The sequence below is a fragment of the Pseudomonas sp. 1121_17 genome, from assembly GCF_052850745.1.
The window spans coordinates 41,563-66,850 of record NZ_VXCX01000014.1 but is presented as its reverse complement, the minus strand read 5'-3'; the positions used below and the strand labels follow the sequence as shown (position 1 = coordinate 66,850).

Genomic DNA, 25,288 nt, shown 5'->3' with positions numbered 1-25,288 from the left:
TCAGCCGAGCGCAGGCGTCGCGCGCAAGCGCTTGAGGCTGACCAGCGCCAGGATCAGGCCGAGCACAGCCACCGAACCGCCAGCCAGGCCGATGTAAGCCACGCCCAACTGGCCGCTGACGATGCTGCCGAGCAACGCGCCGCCGCCGATCCCGATGTTGTAGATGCCAGAGAACAACGCCATGGCCACATCGGTGGCGTCCGAGGCCAGCTTGAGGGTCTTGGACTGCAACGCCAGACTGAAGCTGAGGATCGCCACCCCCCAGAACATGCTCAACACGGCGAATACAGTGAAGTTGCCCGAGAGTGGCCAGAGCAACAGCAGGCAAGCGGCCAGACACCCCATCGAACCGAGCAGGAACAGCTGCGGGAAACGCTCGCTGTAGCGGCTGAACAGCACCGAACCAATCACCCCGGCACCGCCAAACAGCAACAACAACAAGGTGGTGCGATCGCCGCCGATCTGTGCGACATGCAAGGCAAATGGTTCGATATAGCTGTAGGCGGTGAACTGTGCGGTGATCAGCAACGTCACCAGCAGGTAGGTAATCACCAGGGCCGGCCGCTTGAACAACACCGGCAAGCTGCGCAGCGAGCCGGAGTTCTGGCTCGGCAGCAATGGCAGCGACTTCATCAGGCAGAGCATGGTCACCAGCGCCACGCCGGCGATGCTCAGAAACGTCACCCGCCAGCCCAGCGCCTCGCCCACCACCCGGCCAAGCGGAATGCCCAGGACCATCGCCAGGGTGGTACCGGTCGCGAGCAGGCCCAATGCCTTGGCCTGCTTGCCCGCTGGCGCCACCCGCACGGCCAGCGAAGCGGTAATTGCCCAGAACACCGCATGCGACAAGGCAATGCCGATACGGCTGAGCACCAGCATGGTGAAACTTTGCGATAGCCACGACAGCAAGTGGCTGACGATGAACACCAGAAACACCCACAGCAGCAAGCGGCGCCGCTCGATATTGCGCGTCAGCAACATCATCGGCAGCGACGCCAGCGCCACTATCCAGGCATAGATGGTCAACATCAGGCCGACCTGCGCAGTGCTCATATCGAAACTACGGCCGATGTCACTGAGCAGCGCCACCGGAACGAACTCGGTGGTATTGAAGATAAACGCAGCCAGGGCCAACGCAATGACACTGAGCCAGCTGCCGCCGCCCACCGGTGTGGGCATGGATGTAGGGATCGGACCATTCATGGATGGGAATTACAGCTCCTGAAAAAAGACGACAAGCACGCAACCCAGCCCGCTGCGAAAGCATGCGGCAGGTGCGGATAGATATGTATCAAGGATGGCGGCCATGGTACGCGCCAAGCCAGGGCCTCACAACCGCAGTGCGGGCGGAGTAACATGTGCGCTCTAGAGACAGACCGCGGAACAAGGAGTCCGATCCGTTCATGGACAAGCAGCACGCCCAGCAACAATGGCAGCAGGCCGTAATCGCTTATGCCAAGGCCATCAACCACTACGTCGCGCAAGGCCGCACGCAAGGCTGGGACAACCTCGAGGAGCCGGTCGCGCCTGCCACCGAGCACCTGCTGCCGGCCTGGCAGGCGGCGCTACAGGCGATCAATCAGCCCTATATCGATGAGCAGCAACGCCGCGCATTTCGCAGCGACTGGCCGCCCGCCCACCTGCCGCTGGTACCGCTGCTGGAACAGCACGGGCAAGGCATCGCCAGCGTGCTCATGCTCGATGACGGCAGCCTGCTGGCACGGATTGGCATGCCTCACGAAAAAGGCCAGGTGGTTCGCATCGATGGGCGCACGGTGACCCCGGTGATTGGCGTCGAGCACTTTGGCCGCTGCCCGCAGCGACGTTATTTCGCCCTGGCCAACGCTGAGGGTATCCGCGTCACTGACGGCTGGGGTGGCCCGCAGGTCGCGCGGATGGCCTGGCCCCATGGCCTTGAGGGTTTGCCCAGAGGCTATCCGTTCGAACCGTTCGATTTGCCGCCCACACCGAGCGCGCTGATCCCCTTCCCGGATGGGCAGCGGGTATTGCTGGTCAGCAGCGAAGGGATATTTGTGCTCACCGGCGAACGGGCGATTCGCCTGTTGCCGCAGCAGCAGACGATTCTCGATGATCTGGCAGAAGGGATCGACCCCGACGATATCGCCCTGGGCCTGTCGATGGAACACGGCGCAGTCTCGCCCGATGGCCGCCTGCTCGCCATCGGCGAACAAGGCGCGCGCCATCTGGTGCTGGATGATCAACTGCAGGTGGTCGCCGAAGTCGGCCCAGTCGGTGAATACCCACACTTTGCCTTGTTCAATCAGCGCGGCGACCATTTGATCCTGAATGCCTGCCATTTTTACAACGGCAACACCCTGGGCGTGCGCACGGCTGACCTGCCGGGGCTCGATACCGACTACTACAGCGAAGACCCGCGCACGCCGCTGGTCGAGGATGGCGCGCGGATCTACGCTGGCGTAGCCCGCGCTGGCGAATACATCGTGGGTGATGCGCACGGCTATCTGCGGGCATTTGGCGAAGACGGTCAGGAGCACTGGCAGCACTACCTGGGCTCGACCTTGTGCGCTATGGACATCAGCGCAGATGGCAAAACCCTGGTCGCCGCCAGCTATGCCGGCTTCATCTCGCTGATCGCCCTCGACAGCGGCCGCCCTGCCTGGCAGATCGGCACTGGCGAGCACGGCGAGCTACGCCGCTGGCTGTTCTGGAAGGGCCTGGACAAGCCACTGGCTTGGTGACCCGTCACCTGCCAGTCAGGCTTTCAGCGTGGCCATGTCGATGACGAAGCGGTATTTCACATCGCCAGCGATCACCCGCTCGAAGGCTTCGTTGATGCTGCGGATATCGAGCATCTCGATGTCGCAGGTGATGCCATGCTCGGCGCTGAAGTCGAGCATTTCCTGGGTTTCGGCGATGCCACCGATCAACGAACCGGCCAGTACGCGACGCTTGAGCACCAGGTTGGCTGCATGCAGTGGTGGCTCGACCGGCTCGATCAGGCCGACCAGGATGTGCACGCCATCAAAGGTCAGGGTGTCGAGGTAGGGATTGAGGTCGTGCTGCACTGGGATAGTGTCGAGCAAGAAGTCGAAACGCCCGGCGGCGGCGCGCATCTGCTCGGCATCGCTGGACACGATGACGTGATCGGCGCCCTGGCGGCGAGCTTCTTCTGCCTTGGCTGCGGAGCGGGTGAACAAGGTCACTTCAGCGCCCAGTGCCTTGGCGAACTTGATGCCCATGTGGCCCAGGCCACCCATGCCGAGAATGCCGACCTTGTGGCCAGGGCCGACGCCGTGGTGCTTGAGCGGCGAGTAGGTGGTGATGCCGGCGCACAGCAGCGGCGCCGCGCTGGCCAGGTCCAGACCTTGCGGCATGCGCAGGACGAAATGCTCGCTGACCACGATGCTGTTGGAGTAGCCGCCCATGGTGTTGCTGCCATCGACCCGGTCCGGGGTCGCGTAGGTCATGGTCGGGCCGGCCAGGCAGTACTGCTCGAGGTCCTTGGCGCAGGCCTGGCACTCGCGGCACGAGTCGACCATGCAGCCAACGCCGACCAGGTCGCCGACTTTGTGCTTGCTGACGTTGGCACCGACCGCCGTCACCCGGCCGACGATTTCGTGGCCCGGCATCAGCGGGTACACAGCGATGCCCCACTCGTTGCGCGCCTGGTGAATGTCGGAGTGGCAGACGCCGCAATAAAGGATCTCGATGGCGACGTCATCGGCACGCGGGCTGCGACGCTCGAAGCTCATCGGCAGCAGCGGGCTGGTCGGGGTTTGGGCGGCATAACCGATTGCGGTATACATGGCGAAGACCTCTCAAGTGAAACGATTCAATGCCAGCCATTCTCCTGCCAGATGGCGAGCGAGGCCACCGTGAATTCTCCGGCATGCTTGCCTGATTCTCCGAAACCGCCACATCCGATATAGCGCCAGGCTATAAATCTGCGAGAATGCCAGTGTCTGATTCTCTGCCCAGGCCCTTTATGCAGCTTACCCGCCACGTCGACGCCAACGCCCCGCTCTGCGACCTGATTCGCCGCCTGGCAACGCGCCCGGGGTTTGTCCCCACCCATCTGCCGCAGGTGCAGGTGCTTAGCTGGGATCACTACGTCGCCAGCAGCCCGCAGATCTATGAACCGAGCCTGATGATCCTCGCCCAGGGCAGCAAACTGGCAAGGCTGGGGCCGCGTACCCTGGAGTACGGCGCGGGTCATTACCTGGTGCAGGCGCTGTCGGTGCCGTTCATGTGCGAGACCTTCGCGACTGCCGAAGCGCCACTGCTGGGCGTGGCCGTGGATATCGACCGCAGCGTACTCAGCGAACTGGTGCAGAGCATGCAGCTGGCGCCAGATGCCTGTGTGCAGGCGCAAACCCCGCAGTCGATGACCTCGGCGGCACTCGATGCGGCCATGCGCGATAGCGTCGAGCGCCTGCTGCAGTGCCTGCAGGACCCGCTGGATGCCCAGGTGCTGGGCCCGGCACGTATGCGCGAAGTGCTCTACACCGCTTTGCGTGGGCCGCAGGCCGGTGTGCTGAGGGCCTTGGTCGAGCAGCAAGGGCACTTTGCCCGAGTAGCCGCCTCGCTTGCTTATCTGCGCGAGCATTACGCCGAGCCGCTCAGCGTCGAAGCCTTGGCCAGCTGCGCCAACATGAGCGTGTCGACCTTCCATGAGCACTTCAAGCGCTGCACCGACATGGCGCCAATGCAGTACCTCAAGCGCCTGCGCCTGCTCAAGGCGCAGCAGATGCTGATCGGCGAAGGCCTGGGCGTGGCACAGGCGGCGCACCGGGTCGGTTATCAGAGCACCTCGCAGTTCAGCCGCGAATACAAGCGTCAGTTTGCCCAGAGCCCAGGGGATGAGCAGACTTACCAACGATTTGCGCCAGGAAGCCTGAACGATTTTTCCGCTTCGGTCTGAGCACCTCAGCCATGCAGCGCGCTACAGGCGTTACTGACGCAAGACCATGTCGACAATCGTCGCCTGCAACTCTTGCCTGGCCTGCTCCGGCTCAAGCGCGCCGTTTGCTGCGGCCTGCGACAAGGCATCCGCCGCGCCCACCAGCACGCGCAACCCTGCCGCAGCAATATCGCCACTCGGCGCGAACGGAGCCAGCGCGAGCCGGCACTTGTCCAGAAACGGCGCTTCGCACTGGTTTTTCAGCGCTTCCATCTCGGGCGAACCGGTCAAGGCTGCACTGACGCCGGGAATCTCCCGCCCCTGGCTGATCACGCAATCGATATAGGCTGCGGCAATCACCCGTGCGCGGTCCGTCAGGGTCGGTTCACAGCTCGCCAGCAATGCATCCAGCATCGCCGACTGACGCGCGTCGTATTCCTGATAGAGCGCAACCAATAAGCCGTTTCGCGATACGAAATGGTCGTAGACCACTGGCTTGGTCACACCGGACTGCTGTGCCAGCTGGCCGAGGCTGAGCGCATCGGTGCCCTCCAGCCTGACGATTTCCCGAGCCACTTCCAGCAATTGACTCCGGCGCTGTTCCCGCGACAGGCGCTTGCGCGACTGCGGATTCTGCTCACTTGACATCGCAACCTACCAAAAGTAACTTACCAAAGGTAACTTACCGCTAGTATATAGCGACGCCTGCCGTCTCGCAGCCCCTTCCGGAGAATCTTCATGCACGCACTGATCGTCATCGGCCACCATGATCCTCAGTCCCTTACCCATGCGCTCGCCGCGCAGATCGCCGAGGGCCTTGCCGACGCGGGCCACAGCAGCAGCCTCGCCGACCTGGCCACTGAGAGATTCGACCCGCGCTTTGGCCTTGCTGACCACGCCGTGCATCGGCGCCTGGCGACAGCTCCGGCTGATGTTCTACGCGAACAGGCGCGGATCGAATGCGCCGATGCTCTGGTGCTGGTCTACCCCGTTTACTGGTGGTCGATGCCAGCTTTGCTCAAAGGCTGGGTCGAGCGCGTATTCAGCAACGGCTGGGCGTTCGACTATTTGCCAGACGGGCGTTTGATCAAAAAGCTCCACGGCCTGCCGGTACAGCTGGTTGGCCTGGCTGGCGCCGACGCGGGCACGTTCGTTCGGCATGGTTACGGCCATGCCATGGCGACTCAGATAGAGCATGGAATCTTTGATTACTGCGGTGCTCGGGTGCTTGGCTCTACGCTTCTGGATGACAGCGAGAGCGGCCAGAGCCTTGCCCATCTGGCGAGCGCGCGCTCAATCGGGCAGAAGCTGTTCGACAAGGTTGCGATAAGCGCCTGACCTCTTTGCCCCCTGATACGGCAGTGAACCGCCAGCACGCTGCCATTGCGGGAGTTCTACCGATCCAGCTACCATTGAGAACGATTCACACTCACGATCGGATATCAACCGTTGGACAGCACCTCGACCCGCAAGCTGGGCTTCTTTTTCAGCGATCATCACCGCTGGCTGCTCCAACACATCCACAAGCGCCTGCGTAACCGCGCAGATGCTGAAGACACGGCTGCCGAAGCGTTTTGCCAGATGCTCGGTGCGCGGGTTGATCCAGACAGCATCCTGCAGCCGCGGGCCTACCTGTCGACGATTGCCCGTCGACTGATTTTCGATCGTCACCGCCGCCGCCAACTTGAGCAGGCTTACCTGGAACGCCTGAGCCATCTGCCGGAACAAGTGGCGCCGTCAGTTGAAGAACAACTGCTGCTGATCGAGGCCCTGGTGACTATCGACCAGGCGCTCGATGGCCTCCCCGCGATCATCAAGAGCACATTCCTTTACAGTCAGCTCGACGGCATGAGCTACGTCGACATCGCGGCCAAATTGCAGCTATCCGAACGCACCGTCAGCCGCTACATGAAGCAGGCGCTGCGCCAGTGCTACCTGAGCGAGCTGCAGCCATGAGTGCGCGCAGCCTGGACAACGTGATCGAGCAAGCCATCGACTGGATGGTCGAGCTCAATGCCGCTAGCCCGGACCCAGCGCTGCTGCGCCGGATCGACCAGTGGCTGGCGCAAGACCCGCGCCATCAACACGCCTGGGATCTGTTACAGCAACGCCTGGGCCGGCCGTGCGCAGCGCTGAGAGCACTGGATCAGCGCGTGCCCGGGCAAGCCAGTGAGGCCCGCCAACTGCTGCTGCAACCGACGCGCACACGCCGTGAGGTGCTGCGCAGTCTCGCCGGGCTTGGGTTGCTGGGTGGCGGTCTGTGGGCCGGCTGGCGCAGCGACGCGGCGCAGGACTGGATGGCTGATCTGCACACCGCTAGCGGCCAGCGCCGCACCTTCACCCTCGAAGACGGCAGCCGTCTCAGCATGAACAGCGCCAGCGCGGTTGACCTGCGCTTTGATCGCGAGCAACGGCTGGTGGTGCTGCGTCACGGCGAGCTGTTGATCGACGTTGCCAAAGACCCACTGCGGCCGCTGCGGGTGCGCGCCGCGCAAGGTCAGATCCAGGCCCTGGGCACGCGTTTTCTGGTCGGCCAGGAACCAGCCACAACACGGGTTACCGTGCTGCAGCACAGCGTGCGCGCCAGCCTGCCGAATGGACAGGAGCAAGTGCTGCAGCAAGGTCAGGCCGCGCTGCTTGGCGCTGACGGCATTCAGCTACTCAATGGTGAGCAGCTGCAGCGCGCCGCCTGGGTCTGCGGCAAGCTGGAGGTCCTCGATGAGCCACTGCACGCCGTGGTCGAGGCGCTGCGCCCTTACCAGCGTGGTTACATTCGCCTGGCCCCGGCAGTGCGCGGCCTGCGCGTGCAGGGTGTGTTCCCGCTGGACCAGCCGCAACAGGCCTTGGCCGCCCTCGCCGAAGCTTTGCCTATAAAGGTCGAGCACTACGCACCGTGGCTGACACTGATCGGGCCAATGCCAGCATAGTGAGAATATCTTTAAAAATCATTCGCAGCCGTGTCCGGTTTTCATTTCTCGTCGCACCTATCTCCTGACAGCCACTTTTCAACGGGAGAACACCGTGCACAACACCTGGCCCCGCGCCCTGCCCCTGGTCCTCGCTCTGAGCAGCTTGAGTGCCCTGGCTCAGGCGCAGACCTTGACCTTCAATCTGCCGGCCGCAAGCCTGGCCGCCACCCTCAACCGCATCGCCAGCCAGAGCGGCAGCATTATTGCGCTGGAGCCAGACCTGGTGCGCGGCAAGCAGGCGCCAGCAGTGGTCGGCCAGATGAGCGCCGAACAGGCCATGCAGACCGCCCTGAGCGGCAGCGGCCTGCAACTGCGGGTGGCCGGCAGCGGCCATTTCAGCGTGGCCCCGGCCAGTGTCGGCGGCGACGCGCTGGAGCTGGGCGCGACCAGTATCAATGACAACTACCTCGACGCCACCAGCGAAGGCAGCGGCTCCTATGCCGCGCGCGCAGTCACCTTGGGCAAAGGTACCCATACCCTGCGAGAGATCCCCCAGTCGGTCACGGTGATCACCCGCAAGCAGTTGGACGACCAGGGCATCACCGACCTCAAGGACGCGCTCAATCACACCACCGGCATCGTCGGCGCGCAGGGTATCGGCCCGGGCATGGTAGTGACTTCGCGCGGTTTCCAGATCGATGACTGGCAGTACGACGGCGTACCGATCCAGCGCAACAACTACTCGCTGGGCAACTGGGCGACCCAGGATCTGGTGTTCTTCGATCGCGTTGAAGTGCTGCGCGGCTCCTCTGGGTTGCTGCAAGGCACCGGCAGCCCGGGTGGTGCGATCAACCTGGTGCGCAAGCGCGGCCAGGCGGCGCCGACCGTGGCCATCACCGGCAAGGCCGGCTCCTGGGACCATTACGGCCTGCAACTGGATGCCGGCGGGCCGTTGACCAGCGATGGCAAGGTGCGCGGGCGGATGGTGCTGGATGAAGACCAGAGCGACAGCTTCATCGACTATCAATGGAGCAAAACCCACTCGCTGTATGGCGCGCTGGACATCGACCTGAACGACGCTACCACGGTTGGCGCAGGTATCAGCTACAGCCGTGAACAGTCACGCCCGATGCTGCGCGGTATCCCGCGTTACGCCAGCGGCAAGCCGGTCGATCTACCCCGCTCGACCTTCACCGGCGCACGCTGGAGCCGCGCCGAAACCGACGTCACCACCTACTACCTGGACCTCGAGCACCGCTTCAACGACGACTGGACATTCAAGACTGCCGCCGTGCGCATGGACGAAACCAACACCTCTACCCATCAGCGCGTGCAGACGTCCGGCGAAGGCCTGGAGGCCAACGGCGATGGCGTCAGCTACGCCGACTGGATCACTGACTTCCACTCCAGCAAGCTGGGGCTGGATATGAACGTGGTCGGCCACTTCGATACCGGCTCGGTGGCGCACGAAATCACCGTCGGCGGCAACTATGCCAAGCTGACCTCGGATGACGCCTACTGGCGCAAATTCAACGCCGGCAGCGGCAACATCTTCGACATCGATCATGACCGCCCGGAACCGAGCCGCGACAGCCTGCTGGCCGGTCCTTTTGGTCGCCATAACCAAGCCAGCTACGACGTTCGGCAAAAGGGCCTGTACGGCGTCTGGCGCGTCAAGCCGGTGCAGGACCTGACGCTGATTGCAGGCACCCGCGTCAGCTGGTTCGACTACAGCTGGGACTCGATCGACTTCAACAACCCGACCGATCCGGGCAGGCGCTACCCCACCAGCCGTATGACCGAGTCCGGTGAGGTCACCCCGTATGCCGGCTTCATCTATGACCTCACAGAGCAATGGTCGTGGTACGCCAGCTATACCGATGTGTTCGTGCCGCAGACCGAACGTGCCCTGGGCAATGCCCCACTCAAGCCGATCGTTGGCAGCAACTACGAGACCGGCCTCAAGGGCGAGTTGCTCGATGGCCGGGTCAACACCTCGCTGGCGATCTTCCGTTATGACCAGGAAAACCGCGCGGTTACCGATATCGCATCGGGCCAGGAATGTGATGGCTGGTACTGCTCGATGGCCTCCGGCAAGGTCCGCAGCCAGGGCGTCGAAGCCGAGATCAGCGGCGAACTGGTCAGCGGCCTGCAGCTGTTCGCCGGCTACACCTACAACACCACCACGTTTCTTGATGACCCGGAAAACGAAGGCCGCACTTTCAGCCAGTGGACGCCCAAGCACATGTTGCGTACGTGGGCCGATTACCAGCTGCCGGTCGACGGCCAGCGCTGGAGCACCGGCATGGGCTTCACCAGCCAGAGCCACACCCTGGGTTACGAGCGCAGCTACGAGGTGCCCGGCTACACGGTATGGAGCGCGCGGGTGGCGTATCAGCTGAACCCAGAAGTGAATCTTGCGCTGAACGCCAACAACCTGTTCGACAAGAAATACTGGGTCGCCGGCTTCAACCAGCTCAACGGCAGCAACAACTATGGCGAGCCGCGTAATCTGATGTTCTCAGTCAAGTACACGCCGCAGTTCTGAAGCGCTTCTCAGACCTTCAGCGGCCACTGCGCCAACGGCAAATAGCGGCCCTTGCGTGACTCGTACAAGGTGAAGTGCCGCGCACTGAGGTAAAAATCAGCCGGCACGCTGGCCTCCGGCACCTGCCCCTGAAAGTCCCGTGCCAGGGTCAGGTGCGCGCGGTACTCACGGCTGCTGCGGGCGATGCCCAGGCCCAGCGCGGCCTGTTCCAGGGCATACACCAACTGGCGCAGGGCGGGCGGCGCATCACTTGCCTGCAACACCAGCGCTTCGGCCCGTGGCCACACCTGCAATTGATCGAGCAACACGCGTAACGGCGCGGCCGGGCGTTTGATCTGGTCGACCGCAGCGCACAGAGCGGGTAACTGCGCACTGTCGACATCTCCGAGAAACAGCAGAGTCAGATGGAAGTTGTCCGCGGGCACTGGCTTGCCGCTGCGCAACTCAAGTTCACGACGCCACTGGGCGACGCTGCGGCGCTGGTCATCACTGACTGGAAGGGCAAAAAACAGTCGCTTGAACGGGCTGCCGCTGGGGCGCGTTTCCTTGGCCATGTTCGCTCCGGATTAATGAACGGATCAGTCGAGTGTACCGGCCTGACGGATCGCAGATGAGCCGAAAACCCTAGCGGAAACGTTTGCGCGACACGTAGGCAATGCCACCAAAGTACCGTCGATCAAATGTAACAATAAGTACAAAGTCGTACTCGGTTTGTTTATGCTGACGCGATCTAGCCATGGCTCATGGCCATTCTCTACAAGTGTTTGTCGATGAAAATTGCTTTCGTACTGATCTTCGTCCTCTCGATTGCCTATGTGCATCTGCGTGGCCATGTGCGTCACAAGCTGACGCGCCAGCTGGGGGACCACTCGAGTTTCCTTGCGCCGATCAACAGCTTCCTCTATCTGTTTTCCAGGCTGCCGGCCAAACCCTACCTGCCGGTCGATGCCTTCCCAGAGCTGCAACCGCTCAAGGACAACTGGCAGGAAATTCGCGCTGAAGCCCAGCAGCTGCTGCACGTTGGCGAAATCAAAAAGTCCGACAACCATGACGACGTTGGCTTCAATTCGTTCTTCAAGACCGGCTGGAAGCGCTTTTACCTGAAGTGGTATGGCGAGACCCACCCGTCGGCGACAACACTGTGCCCGCGCACCACCGAGCTGCTGCAAGGCATCGGTACGGTCAAGGCTGCCATGTTCGCCACCCTGCCCCCAGGCGCCAAGCTGGTTCGCCACCGTGACCCGTATGCCGGCTCCTATCGTTATCACCTAGGCCTGGACACGCCGAACGACGATGGCTGCTATATCGATGTCGATGGCGAAAAGTACTCGTGGCGCGACGGCGAGGCGGTGATTTTCGACGAAACCTACATCCACTACGCCGCCAACACCACCGAGCACAACCGCATCATCCTCTTTTGCGATGTCGAGCGGCCGCTCAAGTACCACTGGGCTACCGCCTTCAACCGCTGGTTCAGCCGCAAGGTGATGGCCGCGGCTGCAGCGCCCAACAACGCTAATGACAAGACTGGCGCGATCAACCGCCTGTTCACCCGCATCTACAAAATCCGCGAGCGTGGCAAGGCGCTGAAAAAACGCAACCGCATGCGCTATTACCTGGAAAAGTGGCTGGTGGTAGCGGCCCTGGTGCTGGTGTTCATCTACATCTGAGACAGCCTGGCAAGGCGCCGTCATGCCGGCGGCGCTGAATGCTTGCTACCTAAGTGCAACACGCTTTCGACTATTATCCCGCTCGCTAACCCTCTCCACTCGACTAGCCTGAAAGCTCCTGCCGCAACCCTACAAGGTGAAGACAATGAGCATGATGGACTGGGACGCCTACCGTAAGCAGCTGATGGCTGGCATCGGCGACCTCAAGCAACTCTCACCGGACACCGTCGCGGGCTACGTGACCGCCAGCGGCGCCGGGGCCAAGACCAACCACCTGGATGCCAAGACCCGCGAATTGATCTCGCTGGCGGTTGCCGTCACCACCCGCTGCGACGGCTGCATTGCCGTGCACTCCAAGGAAGCCCTCAAGCAGGGCGCGACCCGCGAGCAGATCGCCGAGGCGCTCGGTGTCGCCGTGGCGATGAACGCTGGAGCTGCGCTGGTCTATTCGACCCGAGCTCTGGATGCGCTGGGCCAAGCCGACGAGTAAGCCTGTCGGCGTCGCCGCACTTGCGCGGCGGCGCCTGCACCACCAGACTTGCCGGCTCAGCCCGTGCAGGTACCGCCATGATCCATATCCGCCCCATGACCGCCGCCGACTTCGACGGCTTCTGGCCCACTATGCAAAACATCGTCCAGGCCCGCGAAACCTACGCCTTCGACCCGCAGATCAGCTTCGAGCAGGCGCGCCAGCTGTGGCTGGAGGCACCGCTGCATACACTGGTGGCGGAGCAGGACGGCGAGCTGCTTGGCTCGTATTACCTCAAAGCCAATGCCGCCGGACCCGGCGCCCATGTGGGCAATTGTGGCTATATGGTCTGCCCGGCTGCACGCGGGCGTGGCGTGGCCAGGCTGATGTGCGAGCACTCACAGAAGCTTGCCCGCCAGGAAGGGTTTCTGGCGTTGCAGTTCAATTCGGTGGTTGCGAGTAACGAGGTGGCCGTGGCGCTGTGGCGCAAGCTTGGCTTCGATGAAGTCGGCCGCCTGCCCAAGGCCTACCGGCATGCCCGGCTGGGGCTGGTGGATTGCCTGGTGATGTACAAATGGCTGGCGGATGAGCCGGTGGTGGAGAAACCTGCGCTGCTGATCGGGCGCAAGAACATTGAAGCGCGGGTGTCGCGGCGGCGTGGCAAGTAGCTATAGGTCGGAGTAGTTGGGGCTGCTTTGCAGCCCCACTACAAATCGCTAAATCAGAACGCCAAACCAACCTTCACACCAAACTCATCACGCTTGAGCTTGGTATTGTCAGCCACATCCGAGTCTTCATCGAGTTTGTACTCGGTGCGGGTGTAGTAGACGCTGCCGTAGACCGGCATGCCGCCCTGCTGGTTCATCAGCAGGCTGACTTCGGCATAAGGGTTGGTGCGGTCTTTCATGTCCACGGTGTCGCTGCCGAAATCGTCGACCTTGAGCTTGGCGCGGCCGTCAATGCTACGGCGAGCACCGACTTCAACGCGCAGGGTCGAGGCATCGAACTGGTGGTTGTAGCCGATGGCAGCCTTGGCGAACGGCGACTTGTAGGTCAGCTCGTTGTCCAGGTCGTCGAGCTCAGGCTCGAAGCGCGACCAGTCATAGCCGGCGCCCACGGTGAAGTCGAGGAAGTTGCGCGCATCCATCGCAGCACGCCAGCCCAGGTCCAGATCAACCTTGGCTTCCTTGAGCTTGTTGTCGCTCTTCTTACCATACTTGGCGTCCGCGCCAATCTGGTAGATGAAGCCGGATTCGGCGGTCATCTTGTTGCCATAGTTGGCGAACAGACCACCTTGACCAAGGTGATCGGTCTCCGATTCAGAGCCGCCTTCGAACTTGAATTTGTCGTAGCTGCCGAGCAGGCCGAAAGTGAACAGCGGATCGGTACTTGGCGCAGCGTTGGCAGCAAGCGGGGCAGCGATCAGGGCCAGCAGGCAGGAATGACGCAACAGGTTACGGGTGGACATTGGTAAAGGTCTCCATGACGTGGTGTTTCTGTGACATTCGAGCGCTTCGATGCACACCGAGTGTGAAAAGTTCGAAAAAGAATCAGTAAAAACTCGCAAACCGCTAATGCGTCACAAATTTTTCTTAGCGCCAAGGTTTGACTAAGGCCACTTTCGATGCTCAGATGCGCGCCAGTTTCAGGTGTCCTGCGCCGCCGTGCGCAGGGTGAAACGGGAAGCCGGTGCGTCATCTGCATGACTAGTCCGGCGCTGCCCCCGCAACGGTAAGCGAGTGAAACCTTCGACACACCACTGTGCCCGTGCACGGGAAGGTGAAGGTTTCCAGCCCTCGCAAGCCCGGAGACCGGCCTGCAACTTTCAGTTGGCAAACCCGCGGTGGGCGGGCGCAGGCCGGTTTGCGCGTGCGCCCAGCGTTCGTGCCCGCTTGTCTTTGCGTTGTTTCCACCGGGATCCTTACTTCCTGCACCAGTGGAACGACATGTCCCGTACCAATACCTTTACTCTTCTGGCGGCCTGCATTGCCGCCGCTTCGCCAGCCGTGGCCGCAGAGCCGGCGAGCAAGGTCGTCGCCCTGCCCTCTATCGCGATCAGCGAACGCCGCGACGCAAGCGCCGACCTCACCAGCAGCAGCGAGACCGGCTCGCGCCTCGGCCTCACTGCCCTCGAAACACCAGCCAGTGTCAGCAGCCTTAGCGCCGAACAGATCCAGCAGCGCAGCAACCTCACCGTGCAGGATGCGGTCACCCGCACCCCGGGCATCACCTCCATCGGCACCCCAGGCGATGGCGGCACTGGCCTCAGCGCACGCGGCTTCAACGGCCATGGTTCGGTGATGACCCTGTTCGACGGCGCGCGCCTGTACACCGGTGCCGGCACCCAGACTTTCCCGGTCGACTCATGGCTGGTCGAGCGTATCGAAGTGCTGCGCGGGCCGGCGTCGGTGTTGTACGGCGAAGGCGCCACCGGCGCGGTGGTCAACGTCATCCCGAAAAAGCCCGTGCAAGGCGAGATCCACAACCAGCTGCGCCTGGGCTACGGCTCATGGGACCGCCAGCAACTGGGCCTGGACAGCGGCGGCAGCCTGAGCGAGCGCCTCAGCTACCGCGCCACCATCAACCAGCAGCAAGGCAATGGCTATATCGACCGCGGCGACTCACGCAACCTGGCCCTGGGCCTGGCACTGCGCTTCGATGCCAGCGAAGACCTGAGTTTCACCTTCGCCCACGAACGCGGCGACGCCGAGCCGATGAACTACTTCGGCACACCGCTGATCGCCGGGCACTACCGTGACAGCCTGCGCGACAAGAACTACAACGTGCGTGACGCCGAATTGCGCTACCACGATGAATGGACCCGCCTGAGCAGCGAGTGGGCTATCAGCGACAACGTCAGCGCCAGCAACCAGCTCTATTACATCAAGAGCCGTCGCCACTGGCGCAACGCCGAAAACTACAACTGGGACGCAGACGTCGGCCAACTGCTGCGTAATGGTTTTCTCGAGATCAAGCACAACCAGGAGCAGATCGGTGATCGCCAGAGCTTCACCTTCCAGCACAGCCTGTTTGGCCTGGCCAGCACCACCGTGGTGGGTGCCGAATACAACAAGATCCGTTTCCGCCTGACCAACAACTGGCCCTACAACGATATGGGCAACGACTACATTGACCCGTGGCAGCCCGCGCCCGGCCAGTTCGCCAGCGCCACGCCGCTGCAACCGCGCTCGTTCAGCACCACCCACAGCGCAGCGCTGTTCGCCGAAAACCGCACGCAGTTGACTGAGCAGCTGTCGCTGGTGACCGGTATTCGCCGTGATCAGAACCACATCGAGCGCGACAACCTGATCGACGGCAGCCGCACCGACCGCAGTCTCAGCGGCGGCAACTGGCGCGCCGGGCTGGTCTATGCGCTGACGCCGGACCTGTCGCTGTACGGCCAGTACTCGACCAGTGAAGACGGTGTGGAAAACCTGGTCAGCCTCAGCTCGGCACAGATGAACTTCGACCTGACCGAAGCGCGCCAGACCGAACTTGGCGTCAAGCAGCGCTTTCTTGATGGCGGTGGCGAGTGGACCTTGGCCGCTTATCACATCGTCAAGAAAAAGCTGCTGGTCGACGACCCTGTCAGCCATCAACCGCAACAGGCCGGCCAGCAGACCTCCGATGGCCTGGAGGCGACCCTCGAATTGGCCCTGGCCAACCAGTGGCAGCTGTCGGCCAACGCCGCGCTGCTGCGGGCCAAGTACGACGACTTCAATGAAAGCGTGGCAGGCGTTGCCACCGACCGCAGCGGCAAACGCCCGGCCAATGTGCCGCGACGCAGTGCCAACCTGTGGCTGAGCAAAGGCTTTGGCCAGGACGTCGATGCCGGCGTCGGCCTGCGTTATGTCGACACGCGTTACGCCGACACCGGCAATAGCCAGAGCATCCCCAGCTACACCGTGGTCGATGCCAACCTGGGCTGGCAAGTGCTGCCTGACGTGCGCCTGGGCCTGCAGTTGAACAACCTGTTAAACCGCAACTACGTGACGGCCGCCTACAGCGGCGAGCAGTGGCTGCTGGGCGCACCACGCTCGTATTTCGCCACGCTGGACTACAGCTTCTAAACGCGATTTACCCTGGCTGGCCGCGCAGCAACGGGCTAGCCAGGGCCTTCATGGGCACTACGCTCGCCGATAAAAGGCTTTCAACAGGAAAACCAATAGTTATAAGATAACGTTACACGAAACCTCACCAGCGAAATTTCATGACAAGCGCTCTGACCTCTCCCACCCTCGTCAGCCAACGCCTGCAGAGCATCGATGCCCTGCGCGGGTTGGTCATTCTGTTCATGCTGCTCGATCACGTACGCGAGACCTTCTTCATGCATCACCAGGTGGTTGACCCGATGACCATCGAAAGCACCGAACCTTCGTTGTTTTTCAGCCGCACCCTGGCGCATCTGTGTGCCCCGGTGTTCGTCCTGCTGACCGGTCTTTCGGCCTGGCTGTATGGCGAGAAGTATCAAGGCCGCGGCGCCACGTCGGCGTTCCTGTTCAAGCGCGGACTGTTTCTGGTGGTGCTGGAATTCACCCTGGTCAACTTCGCCTGGACCTTCCAGTTGCCCCCGACGGTGATCTACATGCAGGTGATCTGGGCGATCGGCGTGAGCATGATCGCGCTGTCACTGCTGGTCTGGCTGCCACGCCCGGTGCTGATCGCGCTCGGTGCACTGATCATCGCCGGGCATAACCTGCTCGACGGCGTGCACTTTGCGCCCGGCTCGGTCATGCATGTGCCGTGGGCGATCCTGCATGACCGCGGCTGGCTGGAGGTGTCCGACAGCCTGCGCATGCGCACCTCCTACCCAGTGCTGCCGTGGATTGGTGTAATTGCCTTTGGCTACGCCCTCGGCCCGTGGTTCGCCCGCAGCAGCGTCGCCGGCGTGCGCCAACGGCGCTTGCTGCTGGCGGGTGTAGCGGCCCTGCTCGGCTTCCTCGGCCTGCGCCTGCTCAATGGCTACGGCGAAGCGCCGTGGAGCAGCTACCCAAGCCTGATGCAGACCGTGATGAGCTTTTGCAACATCACCAAGTACCCGCCATCACTACTGTTCCTGGCACTGACGCTGGGCGCCGGGCTGCTGTTGCTACGCGGCTTCGAACGCGCCGGCCAGGCGCGCTGGATCAGTGTGCTGGCGGTGTTCGGCGCGGCGCCGATGTTTTTCTACCTGCTGCACCTGTATGTGCTCAAGCTGCTGTACCTGGCCTGTGTCGCGCTGTTCGGGCTCAATCAGGGTGGTTATTTCGGCTTCGACAGCATCGGCTTCATCTGGCTGACTGCAGTCTTGCTGGCGGCGGCGTTGTACCTGCCGGTGCGCCAGTTTGCCCAACTCAAGGCACGCCGCCGCGACATCAGCTGGCTCAAGTATCTCTGAAAAGCGTTTTCCCCCGGCGGGGTGATGGTCTACCATGCCGCCCGCCGGTTTCCATCACGGAACTAACAGGGAATCCCAGGCCTGCCCTCAATGCAGGCGAAACGGAACTGCCCCCGCAACTGTAAGTGCCGAGCCTGCTCCATCGATGCCACTGGGTTGCTGACCCGGGAAGGCTGGAGCCAGGCCATGACGCACCAGTCAGGAGACCTGCCGGCAAGCATTTACCAACCGGCGGGGTGTCCGGGCTGGCCATCTCCACCCTTCCCAGGGTGCTGCCCGTTGCCGTGCGCAATGGGCAAGGCGATGCCTGTCCGTGGGTTCATTCCCCGCATTGTTCGATAGGAGATCGCCCACCCATGCTGCCCCTTTTCGTGACCCTGCTGGCAGGCCTGAGCCTGTCTGGCCTGGCCCAGGCCGCCGCCACCCACTATCCGCTGACCATCGACAACTGCGGCGCGGTGCAGACCTTTGCCCAGGCGCCGCAGCGCGCAGTGACCATCGGCCAGGCCGGTACCGAAATGCTCTATGCACTAGGCCTGGGCGACAAGCTGGTGGGCACCTCGCTGTGGTTCAACAACGTGCTGCCCGAGTTCAAGGCGCAGAACGACAAGGTCGAGCGCCTCGCTGACAACGATCCAAGCTTTGAAGCAGTGGTCGGCAAGCGCCCGCAACTGGTAGCTGCGCAGTTCGAATGGATGATCGGCGCACAGGGTGTGGTCGGCACCCGTGAGCAGTTCAACGAGCTGAACGTGCCGACCTATGTGCTGCCGTCCGATTGCGAAGGCAAGGACAACCTGGTCGGTGCCGACGGCACCCGGCTGCAGCCGTTCCAGATCGCCAGCATCTACAAAAGCGTCAGCCAACTGGCCGAGATCTTCGACGTGCAGGCGCGTGGCGAAGCGCTCAACAACGAGCTCAAGCAGAGCCTGGACACTGCCCGCAAACAACTGGCCGGCCACGACCTGACGCAGACCTCCGCCCTGTTCTGGTTCTCCAGTGCCGACCTCGACATCGACCCATATGTCGCCGGCCGCCAGGGCGTGGCCGACTTCATGCTGCAGACCCTGGGCGTGCGCAACGTGGTCGAGTCCAGCGAAGAGTGGCCAACGGTTGGCTGGGAAACCCTGGCCAAGGCCAACCCGACCTGGCTGATCATCGCCCGCATGGACCGCCGCCGCTTCCCTGCCGATGACTACCAGAAGAAGCTCGAATTCCTCCGTAGTGACCCCGTCACCAAACACATGGACGCCGTTCGCAAGGGCCGCATCATCGTCCTCGATGCCGACGCGATGCAGGCCGGTATTCGCCTGTTCCGTGGCCTGGAGACGCTGTCCAACGCGTTTGCTTCGGGGAAAGCCGAGCAACCATGATGCGTCTGCTGCCCTACTGCGCCGCTGCCCTGCTCGCCTTGCTGGGGGCGATGCTTGCCGGTATCGCCATTGGTGAAACGCCAGTGGCGCCCAGCGTGGTCTTGCGGGTCCTGGCCAACAACCTGTGGGACGCCGGTTACCCAGTCGACCCGATCGACGCGGGCATCATCTGGAACTATCGCCTGACCCGCACCCTGGTGGCTGCCGCATGCGGCGCCGGGCTGGCGACCTGCGGGGTGATCCTGCAGGCGCTGCTGCGCAATCCGCTGGCCGAGCCGTATCTGCTTGGGTTGTCGGCGGGTGCTTCGACGGGTGCGGTCGCGGTAGCCCTGCTTGGGCTTGGTGGCGCTGCGCTGTCGATGTCGGGCGGCGCGTTCATTGGTGCACTGGCAGCGTTCGGCCTGGTCCTGCTGCTGTCGCGGGCCAGCGGTGCTGGCGGCGGTAATGCCCAGGTGATTCTGGCTGGGATCGCTGGCTCGCAGTTGTTCAGCGCGCTTACGGCATTCTTGATCACCAAGTCGGCGACTGCCGAACAGGCGCGTGGCATTCTGTTCTGGCTGCTGGGTAACCTCAGCGGCGTGCGTTGGCCGTCAGTGTGGCTGGCGGTGCCAGTGGCGCTGCTGGGTTTGGCGGTATGCCTGTGGCATCGGCGCACTCTCGACGCCTTTACCTTCGGCGCCGACTCGGCGGCCTCGCTGGGTATTCCGGTGCGCCGCAGCCAACTGCTGCTGATCAGCTGCGCGGCGCTGGTTACGGCAGTGATGGTATCGATTGTCGGCGCCATCGGCTTTGTCGGCCTGGTCATTCCTCACGCACTGCGCCTGCTGCTCGGCACCGGTCACAGCCGCCTGCTGCCGGCAAGTGCCCTGGGAGGTGCGCTGTTCCTGATCAGCGCCGATATCCTCTCGCGGACCTTGATTCCTGGGCAGGTGATTCCGGTCGGCGTGGTCACTGCGCTGATTGGCGCGCCTCTGTTCGCCTTGATTCTGGTAAGCCGCCGGGGGCGCGCATGACCAACCTCAACACCGTGAATCTCGCGCCGCTCAGTTGCCGAGGCCTTGGCCTGCGTCTGGGTGGCAACGATCTGCTCGAAGCGGTCGAGCTTGAGGTGATCGCCGGGGAAACCCTCGGCGTGGTTGGCCCAAATGGCTCCGGCAAATCGACCCTGCTCAAACTGCTTGCCGGCCTTCTCAAACCGAGCAATGGTGAAGTGCAACTGCTCGGCCAGCCACTGGCGCGCATGCCCCGGCGGCAGATCGCCCAGGTCTTGGCTCTGGTCGAGCAGCAGGCCTACACCAGCGATGCCATCAGCGTGTATGACGCCGTGGCCCTGGGTCGCACACCATGGCTGTCGGCGCTGGCGCCGTACTCCCCCGAGGATCGGCGCATCGTCGAGCAGGCCCTTACCGATCTTGACGCCCTGCATTTGCGCCAGCGCCTCTGGCACAGCCTGTCCGGCGGCGAGCGGCAGCGCGTGCACATCGCCCGCGCCCTGGCCCAGCGGCCGGGCGTGTTGCTGCTCGATGAGCCGACCAACCATCTCGATATCCAGCACCAACTAAGCCTGCTGCAACAGGTCCAGGCGTTGCCGGTGACAACCTTGGTGGCATTGCACGATCTTAACCAGGCACTGACCTGCGACCGCCTCGCGGTGCTCGACCAAGGCCGCCTGGTAGCCCTTGGCAAGCCCCATGAAGTGCTCACGCCAGAGCGCCTGCTGTGCACCTTCGGCGTACACGCTCACTACCTCACCGACCCATACGACGGCGCGCGCATCCTGCGCTTTCGCGCCCCCTGAACACGGATGTTCTCACTATGTTTTCACGCCTTCTCGCCTTATTGCTGTGCAGCACCCTGCTCGCCCCTCTGGCTCACGCCGAAGTCCATGAAGTAAAGATGCTCAACCGCGGCAGCGACGGTGCCATGGTCTATGAGCCGGACCACCTGCGCATCGCTCCCGGCGACAGCGTGCGCTTTGTGCCGACCATGAGCGGGCACAATGCCGCGACCCTTGCCGAGCTGCTGCCAGCCGGCGCCGAAGCCTTCAAGAGCAAGCTCAATCAGCCCCACGAGCAGCAGTTCAGCGTGCCGGGGCTGTATGGCATTCAATGCATCCCGCACCTGGGGATGGGCATGGTCATGTTGATCCAGGTCGGCGAACCGGCGGCTGACCTGCCGGCCCTGCCAGCGACCTTGCCGCCCCGGGCCAAGGCCCGTTTGCAAGCACAGTGGGAGAAACTGGGAACCGGCCAGTGAGGTCTTTCAAGCACGCTTTTGCCCTGCTCCCGCTGATCACTGTCTCCCCTCTGGCAGCCGCCGAGTCTGCCCAGGCAAAGGCCAACGGGCTGATTGAAGACAGCAGCTGGAGCCTGCTCAACCGCAGCGTATTCGACCAGCGCGATTATCGTCACGGAGCCAGCAACAGCGGCGCGCGCAACGCCTACAAACCCCGTAGCGAGCGCAGCGGCAAAGCCGAAGAATGGGGCTATGGCCTGATGGGCACCTTGCAGTCAGGTTTTACCCAGGGCCTGATCGGGGTTGGCGTCGATGCCCACGCTTACCTCGGCGTGCAACTCGACAGCGGCGGCGGCCGTGCGGGCAAGGCGCGCTTGCTCAGCGTGGACAATCAAGGCCACCCGAAAACCGAGTACAGCCGCGCTGGCGCCGCACTTAAACTGCGGATGGCCGATACGGTGCTGAGCTACGGTGAGCAGCGGGTAAAAACGCCGGTATTCAACGCCTCCGACAGCCCCTGCTGCCAGAGACTGCAACCGGCTGGTTGTTGACCAGCAACGAAGTTGACACCTTGAAACTGGTTGCCCGGCACTTCACCGAGAGCGCCGACCGTAATGCCAGCAGCCACAACCAAGGCCTGGTGGTGAACTACTCGAATGCCCTCAAGGGCAACAGCTTCGACCTCGCCGGCATGGTCTGGAACCCGAGCGATGCCGTCAGCGCCAGCTTGTACACCTCGCGCTATGAAGACACCTGGAACCAGCACTATCTGGGCAGCACCCTCAGCCACGTCCTGAGCGACCAACGCAGCGTCAGCCTCGACCTCAACCTGTACCGCACCCGCGACACCGGCAAGGCCTTGTCCGGGCAGATCGACAACACCACCTGGAGCCTGGTCTCGCGCTACAACCACGGGCCACACGGTTTCAGTCTCGGTTGGCAACAAGTGCACGGCGACACCCCGTTCGACTACGTCAGCCGCGGCGCCATATTCATCAGCAACGCGGTGCAGCTGTCCGACTTCAACGCCCCCAACGAGAAGTCCTGGCAGGCGCGCTACGACCTGGACATGGGCGCCTACGGCGTGCATGGGTTGAACCTGACGGCGCTGTATGTACGCGGTTTCGACATCGACGGCAGTCGTGTCGATCCACGCGGCGGTTATGCCTATCTCGGTTACAGTCGCGGCGGCAAGCATTGGGAACGCGACCTTGAAGCGCGCTATGTGGTGCAGAGCGGCAAGGCCAAAGGCATGGTGTTCTCTCTGCGGCATGACGAGCATCGTGGGAACACGGCGCAAGCTGAGCTGGATGCGGATCAGATTCGGGTAGCGGTGGAGTATCCGCTTACGGGTGGGTTTTGAGGCAGGCAGAGCGAAGCTGATCGGAACGAGAAGCTCTCACTGCGTCTTCGCTTATCTACCTCAGTCGGTTCGCCAAACGGTCACTGCAACCTGCCGACGGCGCCGCCTTAGCTCACCCCCCCAAATGCCTTCTCACCCCCTACACCAGCAGCAACTGCATATGCGTCGTTTGCCATACAGGGTCCTGTTCAATATCGGTGATGACAAACCCTTGCCGCTCCCAGAAGCGAATCGCTCCTGGCAGAAACGGATGCGTATGCAGATACAAACATTCGATTCCAGCAGCCTTGGCCCGCAACCGCAGCTCTGCAAACAGCGCTGCGGCCAGACCACAGCGGCGGTACTCGGGCAAAACGAACAGCCGCACCACTTCCACCACAGTGAAATCGTGATAATTCAGCTGGCTGAAGCGGTGGTCGTAAGGCAGGTAGCCGATGGCTGCGACCAGCCGGCCGTTGTCGCGCGCGGTCAAGAAACAGCCGCCAACTTGCAGGTAGGTGTCGCTGAACCGGGCAAGGTCAGCCGGCAGCGGTGCGTCAGCCAGCAGCGCAAACAGCTCCCGGCGCGAGTCGTTGACGAACGCGACCACCTCGTCGATGGCATCGGCGGCTACCGAAGTGATGATCCAGTCTGTCATTGAGCTCAAGCCTTGAAGCGAGGTGAAAGCCAACTTCTACCCGATCGCCAGCCCGTGCGCAATTGCACGGGCGCGCTCAAGCTGACTGGCGAAACGGCAAGCGCTGCGGATCACAGTCCGCAACGTCGCGGCGAAACTGTTCTTCGCTGTAGTCACGTGGGTAGTAAGAGAACCGCTTGAGGTCGAAGTAGTCGTCCTGCGTCATGTAGCGCCTGGACAAGCGAATACTCTCGATCTCGGCCTGCTCCTGATTGATCTCGGCGCTGAGGTGGACCTGGGTGACGCCACGTTCTTCAGCACTGGATACCTCCACCGGGCGTGCGCCAAACTCAGCTAGTTCGCCCAGAAACTCCTCACTATGACTGGGCGGCCCATAGACCACGACCGGGCCAACCGACACGCCCTTGAGGTATTGCGCGTGGGCATCCAGCCAGCGCTGTGTTTCATCGAGCGTCTGCGCGGTTTCGCCGCCATACAGGAGCACGTTGACCTTGACCCAGATGCCATGACTGGCGCAGGTCTCGAGCAACTTGGATGCGGCATCGAGGTAGCGCTGTGGCTTGTCAGCCTTCTGCATCCGCTCCAGCTGCAGCAGCGAGGCAGACTCGAGCCCCAGGTCAATCACCTTCATGCCTGCCGCCACCAGGCCTGGCACGGCGTTGGGTTTGACGCTGTCGACCCGGCTCTCGCAGCGCCAGGCGATGTTGATACCGGCAGCCTGTATCGCATTGGCCAGCTCATCGGCCCATTTGCGTTTGGGCACCAGATAGGACGACTGGAAGTATGGCCGCACCGACTGATCGCCATACACGTCGATCAACGTGTGCAGTTCTTTGACGATCCGCGCCGGCGTCTTCAAGTCGGTCAAAGGCATTGCCCGCTCTTCACAAAATGCGCAACCGCGGCCACAACCGCGCGAGGTTTCAACGCTGGGCTGATAGCGCTGGAAGTTCTCGACCAGACTGTGATCGAGACCGCAGTGTGCAGGGGCCTGCCACTGCCCACTAAAACCGAGCAAGTGCGCCATTGCATCTTCGCCCGCGCCTTGGACAATCAGGTCGACGTGCGGCATGCGCTCCTTCAGCCACGCCTTGTCCGGGTTGGTGACCCAACGCCCGCCGAGGACGATGCGGATCCGCGGGTCGAGCGCCTTGACCGCAGCGCAGAAACGCTGGGCCCACTCCAACGCGTAGAAACTTGGCATCGACAGCATCACCTGGGTCGCCAGGCGCAACCGCCCTTGCTGGTGCAAGCGCGCGACCAACTGCTCAGGGTTTTCGTGCTCACCATGCACCAGCGCTGTCTCGATGCCGTTGAGGCTGCACAGCGAGGCCAATCCCAGTGCGCCGTAGTTCAGGTACAACTGTCGGCGCGCCAGGGGGTGATCGCGCTTTTTTGGCTGGAGCAAACCCGCCGAGACGAACAACACCGGCGCAAGGCCACCAGAGCGGGCAATCAATCCACTCATTGCTCGGCTCCGCAGCCTTCGCAGACCTGCTCGGCCTGCACCTCGGCCGGCCCTTCGACTGCCACGATAAGCGCTTCCTCACCGGCCAACCGATCGCGGCGGATGCATTCGTCGCAAAGGGTTACCCGTGGGTACTGCTCGGCAGTCCGCTCCGCCAGCATGTCGCCCTGAATCACGCAGATATTCATATCGCTCCCCCGCCCACACAAATCGAGGGGGTATTCAGATGCAGCTGGGCAGCCGCTGTCAAAAACGATGTGTTTACTTTCCTGACATCTGTGCAGGCCGTTTCCCACGCAGCGCAACTGCCACGCAGGCCCTGGAAAAACGGTAAACTTGCCACCCCACCGTGCCCAAGGG

23 protein-coding genes, 1 pseudogene and 2 riboswitches are annotated in these 25,288 nt (G+C 62.8%); of the genes and pseudogenes, 16 read left to right on the top strand and 8 right to left on the bottom strand.

The genetic code is table 11. The features are described from left to right. Complete coding sequence (locus tag FW789_RS21465; protein ID WP_427117233.1) at positions 1–1,203, bottom strand: sugar transporter; 1,203 nt, start codon at positions 1,201–1,203, stop codon at positions 1–3. 200 nt (positions 1,204–1,403) lie between these two features. Here FW789_RS21465 and FW789_RS21460 point away from each other — a divergent pair, with 200 nt between their 5' ends. After that, positions 1,404–2,720 (top strand): hypothetical protein, encoded by a 1,317-nt coding sequence (locus FW789_RS21460; protein ID WP_181107461.1) that lies wholly within the window; start codon positions 1,404–1,406, stop codon positions 2,718–2,720. Between the two features lie 15 nt (positions 2,721–2,735). Here the strand turns inward: FW789_RS21460 and FW789_RS21455 are convergent, their stop codons facing one another. Then, complete coding sequence (locus tag FW789_RS21455; RefSeq protein ID WP_101319963.1) at positions 2,736–3,788, bottom strand: NAD(P)-dependent alcohol dehydrogenase; 1,053 nt, start codon at positions 3,786–3,788, stop codon at positions 2,736–2,738. A gap of 179 nt (positions 3,789–3,967) precedes the next feature. On the opposite strand from FW789_RS21455, the gene FW789_RS21450 reads away from it, so the two are divergent. After that, a complete protein-coding gene (locus FW789_RS21450) occupies positions 3,968–4,903 on the top strand; it encodes an AraC family transcriptional regulator N-terminal domain-containing protein (RefSeq protein ID WP_446431997.1) in 936 nt (311 codons plus the stop codon). 30 nt (positions 4,904–4,933) lie between these two features. On the opposite strand, the gene FW789_RS21445 is transcribed toward FW789_RS21450, so the two are convergent. Continuing rightward, positions 4,934–5,530: a TetR/AcrR family transcriptional regulator gene (locus FW789_RS21445; RefSeq protein ID WP_181107457.1), complete on the bottom strand. Its 597-nt coding sequence runs from the start codon at positions 5,528–5,530 to the stop codon at positions 4,934–4,936. A 90-nt stretch (positions 5,531–5,620) separates the two neighbouring features. Here FW789_RS21445 and FW789_RS21440 point away from each other — a divergent pair, with 90 nt between their 5' ends. From FW789_RS21440 to FW789_RS21425, 4 genes are all read left to right on the top strand, one after another. Further along, a complete protein-coding gene (locus FW789_RS21440; protein ID WP_446431996.1) occupies positions 5,621–6,220 on the top strand; it encodes an NAD(P)H-dependent oxidoreductase in 600 nt (199 codons plus the stop codon). Between the two features lie 111 nt (positions 6,221–6,331). Next, entirely contained in the window at positions 6,332–6,838 is a 507-nt protein-coding gene (locus FW789_RS21435; protein ID WP_103437603.1) for a sigma-70 family RNA polymerase sigma factor, read from the top strand. After that, complete coding sequence (locus FW789_RS21430; RefSeq protein ID WP_446431995.1) at positions 6,835–7,809, top strand: FecR family protein; 975 nt, start codon at positions 6,835–6,837, stop codon at positions 7,807–7,809. Before FW789_RS21435 ends, FW789_RS21430 begins: the two co-directional genes overlap by 4 nt. 94 nt (positions 7,810–7,903) lie before the next feature. Then, the gene (locus FW789_RS21425) at positions 7,904–10,339 is read left to right on the top strand and encodes a TonB-dependent siderophore receptor (RefSeq protein ID WP_446431994.1); all 2,436 of its coding nucleotides are present in this window, start codon (positions 7,904–7,906) and stop codon (positions 10,337–10,339) included. 8 nt (positions 10,340–10,347) lie between these two features. Here FW789_RS21425 and thpR read toward each other — a convergent pair whose 3' ends face one another. Continuing rightward, positions 10,348–10,893: an RNA 2',3'-cyclic phosphodiesterase gene (gene thpR / locus FW789_RS21420; protein WP_411562992.1), complete on the bottom strand. Its 546-nt coding sequence runs from the start codon at positions 10,891–10,893 to the stop codon at positions 10,348–10,350. A 216-nt stretch (positions 10,894–11,109) separates the two neighbouring features. Between thpR and lpxO the strand changes: the two genes are divergently transcribed. From lpxO to FW789_RS21405, 3 genes are all read left to right on the top strand, one after another. Then, positions 11,110–12,009 (top strand): lipid A hydroxylase LpxO, encoded by a 900-nt coding sequence (gene lpxO / locus FW789_RS21415; protein ID WP_103437607.1) that lies wholly within the window; start codon positions 11,110–11,112, stop codon positions 12,007–12,009. Between the two features lie 145 nt (positions 12,010–12,154). Continuing rightward, positions 12,155–12,499, top strand: coding sequence for a carboxymuconolactone decarboxylase family protein (locus tag FW789_RS21410; protein WP_103437608.1), 345 nt, complete (start codon positions 12,155–12,157; stop codon positions 12,497–12,499). A gap of 77 nt (positions 12,500–12,576) precedes the next feature. Further along, on the top strand, positions 12,577–13,146 hold the full coding sequence (locus FW789_RS21405; protein ID WP_181107446.1) for a GNAT family N-acetyltransferase: 570 nt from the start codon (positions 12,577–12,579) through the stop codon (positions 13,144–13,146). A gap of 53 nt (positions 13,147–13,199) precedes the next feature. Here FW789_RS21405 and FW789_RS21400 read toward each other — a convergent pair whose 3' ends face one another. After that, positions 13,200–13,946 (bottom strand): outer membrane beta-barrel protein, encoded by a 747-nt coding sequence (locus tag FW789_RS21400; RefSeq protein WP_207073472.1) that lies wholly within the window; start codon positions 13,944–13,946, stop codon positions 13,200–13,202. Between the two features lie 162 nt (positions 13,947–14,108). Next, positions 14,109–14,312: riboswitch (cobalamin riboswitch) on the top strand. A 112-nt stretch (positions 14,313–14,424) separates the two neighbouring features. On the opposite strand from FW789_RS21400, the gene FW789_RS21395 reads away from it, so the two are divergent. The 7 genes and pseudogenes from FW789_RS21395 (at position 14,425) to FW789_RS21365 (ending at position 22,823) form a co-directional block, all read left to right on the top strand. Then, positions 14,425–16,548, top strand: a complete 2,124-nt coding sequence (locus FW789_RS21395) for a TonB-dependent receptor (protein ID WP_446431993.1) — start codon at positions 14,425–14,427, stop codon at positions 16,546–16,548. A gap of 140 nt (positions 16,549–16,688) precedes the next feature. Next, positions 16,689–17,855: a DUF1624 domain-containing protein gene (locus tag FW789_RS21390; protein ID WP_446431992.1), complete on the top strand. Its 1,167-nt coding sequence runs from the start codon at positions 16,689–16,691 to the stop codon at positions 17,853–17,855. Between the two features lie 28 nt (positions 17,856–17,883). After that, positions 17,884–18,084: riboswitch (cobalamin riboswitch) on the top strand. A 127-nt stretch (positions 18,085–18,211) separates the two neighbouring features. After that, entirely contained in the window at positions 18,212–19,225 is a 1,014-nt protein-coding gene (locus FW789_RS21385) for an ABC transporter substrate-binding protein (RefSeq protein WP_446431991.1), read from the top strand. Then, positions 19,222–20,238 carry a FecCD family ABC transporter permease gene (locus FW789_RS21380; protein ID WP_181107438.1) on the top strand — a complete coding sequence of 339 codons (1,017 nt, stop codon included), beginning with the start codon at positions 19,222–19,224 and terminating at the stop codon, positions 20,236–20,238. The genes FW789_RS21385 and FW789_RS21380 overlap by 4 nt, the downstream gene beginning before the upstream one ends. Continuing rightward, positions 20,235–21,023, top strand: coding sequence for an ABC transporter ATP-binding protein (locus FW789_RS21375; protein ID WP_446431990.1), 789 nt, complete (start codon positions 20,235–20,237; stop codon positions 21,021–21,023). The genes FW789_RS21380 and FW789_RS21375 overlap by 4 nt, the downstream gene beginning before the upstream one ends. Positions 21,024–21,040: 17 nt before the next feature. Beyond that, a complete protein-coding gene (locus FW789_RS21370; protein WP_446431989.1) occupies positions 21,041–21,481 on the top strand; it encodes a pseudoazurin in 441 nt (146 codons plus the stop codon). Between the two features lie 23 nt (positions 21,482–21,504). Continuing rightward, positions 21,505–22,823, top strand: a pseudogene (locus FW789_RS21365) (OprD family porin). A gap of 139 nt (positions 22,824–22,962) precedes the next feature. Here the strand turns inward: FW789_RS21365 and FW789_RS21360 are convergent. The 3 genes from FW789_RS21360 to FW789_RS21350 form a co-directional block, all read right to left on the bottom strand. Beyond that, a complete protein-coding gene (locus FW789_RS21360; protein WP_103437617.1) occupies positions 22,963–23,460 on the bottom strand; it encodes a GNAT family N-acetyltransferase in 498 nt (165 codons plus the stop codon). Positions 23,461–23,536: 76 nt separating this feature from the next. Further along, positions 23,537–24,928, bottom strand: a complete 1,392-nt coding sequence (locus FW789_RS21355) for a B12-binding domain-containing radical SAM protein (protein WP_207073467.1) — start codon at positions 24,926–24,928, stop codon at positions 23,537–23,539. After that, positions 24,925–25,116: a hypothetical protein gene (locus FW789_RS21350; RefSeq protein WP_103437619.1), complete on the bottom strand. Its 192-nt coding sequence runs from the start codon at positions 25,114–25,116 to the stop codon at positions 24,925–24,927. Before FW789_RS21350 ends, FW789_RS21355 begins: the two co-directional genes overlap by 4 nt. Positions 25,117–25,288: the final 172 nt, after the last annotated feature.

Coding starts and splice junctions, on each gene's coding strand:
- FW789_RS21465 (WP_427117233.1), bottom strand. CDS start 1,203: ATGAATGGTCCGATCCCTACATCCATGCCCACACCGGTGGGCGGCGGC.
- FW789_RS21460 (WP_181107461.1), top strand. CDS start 1,404: ATGGACAAGCAGCACGCCCAGCAACAATGGCAGCAGGCCGTAATCGCT.
- FW789_RS21455 (WP_101319963.1), bottom strand. CDS start 3,788: ATGTATACCGCAATCGGTTATGCCGCCCAAACCCCGACCAGCCCGCTG.
- FW789_RS21450 (WP_446431997.1), top strand. CDS start 3,968: ATGCAGCTTACCCGCCACGTCGACGCCAACGCCCCGCTCTGCGACCTG.
- FW789_RS21445 (WP_181107457.1), bottom strand. CDS start 5,530: ATGTCAAGTGAGCAGAATCCGCAGTCGCGCAAGCGCCTGTCGCGGGAA.
- FW789_RS21440 (WP_446431996.1), top strand. CDS start 5,621: ATGCACGCACTGATCGTCATCGGCCACCATGATCCTCAGTCCCTTACC.
- FW789_RS21430 (WP_446431995.1), top strand. CDS start 6,835: ATGAGTGCGCGCAGCCTGGACAACGTGATCGAGCAAGCCATCGACTGG.
- thpR (WP_411562992.1), bottom strand. CDS start 10,893: ATGGCCAAGGAAACGCGCCCCAGCGGCAGCCCGTTCAAGCGACTGTTT.
- lpxO (WP_103437607.1), top strand. CDS start 11,110: ATGAAAATTGCTTTCGTACTGATCTTCGTCCTCTCGATTGCCTATGTG.
- FW789_RS21410 (WP_103437608.1), top strand. CDS start 12,155: ATGAGCATGATGGACTGGGACGCCTACCGTAAGCAGCTGATGGCTGGC.
- FW789_RS21405 (WP_181107446.1), top strand. CDS start 12,577: ATGATCCATATCCGCCCCATGACCGCCGCCGACTTCGACGGCTTCTGG.
- FW789_RS21400 (WP_207073472.1), bottom strand. CDS start 13,946: ATGTCCACCCGTAACCTGTTGCGTCATTCCTGCCTGCTGGCCCTGATC.
- FW789_RS21395 (WP_446431993.1), top strand. CDS start 14,425: ATGTCCCGTACCAATACCTTTACTCTTCTGGCGGCCTGCATTGCCGCC.
- FW789_RS21390 (WP_446431992.1), top strand. CDS start 16,689: ATGACAAGCGCTCTGACCTCTCCCACCCTCGTCAGCCAACGCCTGCAG.
- FW789_RS21385 (WP_446431991.1), top strand. CDS start 18,212: ATGCTGCCCCTTTTCGTGACCCTGCTGGCAGGCCTGAGCCTGTCTGGC.
- FW789_RS21380 (WP_181107438.1), top strand. CDS start 19,222: ATGATGCGTCTGCTGCCCTACTGCGCCGCTGCCCTGCTCGCCTTGCTG.
- FW789_RS21375 (WP_446431990.1), top strand. CDS start 20,235: ATGACCAACCTCAACACCGTGAATCTCGCGCCGCTCAGTTGCCGAGGC.
- FW789_RS21370 (WP_446431989.1), top strand. CDS start 21,041: ATGTTTTCACGCCTTCTCGCCTTATTGCTGTGCAGCACCCTGCTCGCC.
- FW789_RS21360 (WP_103437617.1), bottom strand. CDS start 23,460: ATGACAGACTGGATCATCACTTCGGTAGCCGCCGATGCCATCGACGAG.
- FW789_RS21355 (WP_207073467.1), bottom strand. CDS start 24,928: ATGAGTGGATTGATTGCCCGCTCTGGTGGCCTTGCGCCGGTGTTGTTC.
- FW789_RS21350 (WP_103437619.1), bottom strand. CDS start 25,116: ATGAATATCTGCGTGATTCAGGGCGACATGCTGGCGGAGCGGACTGCC.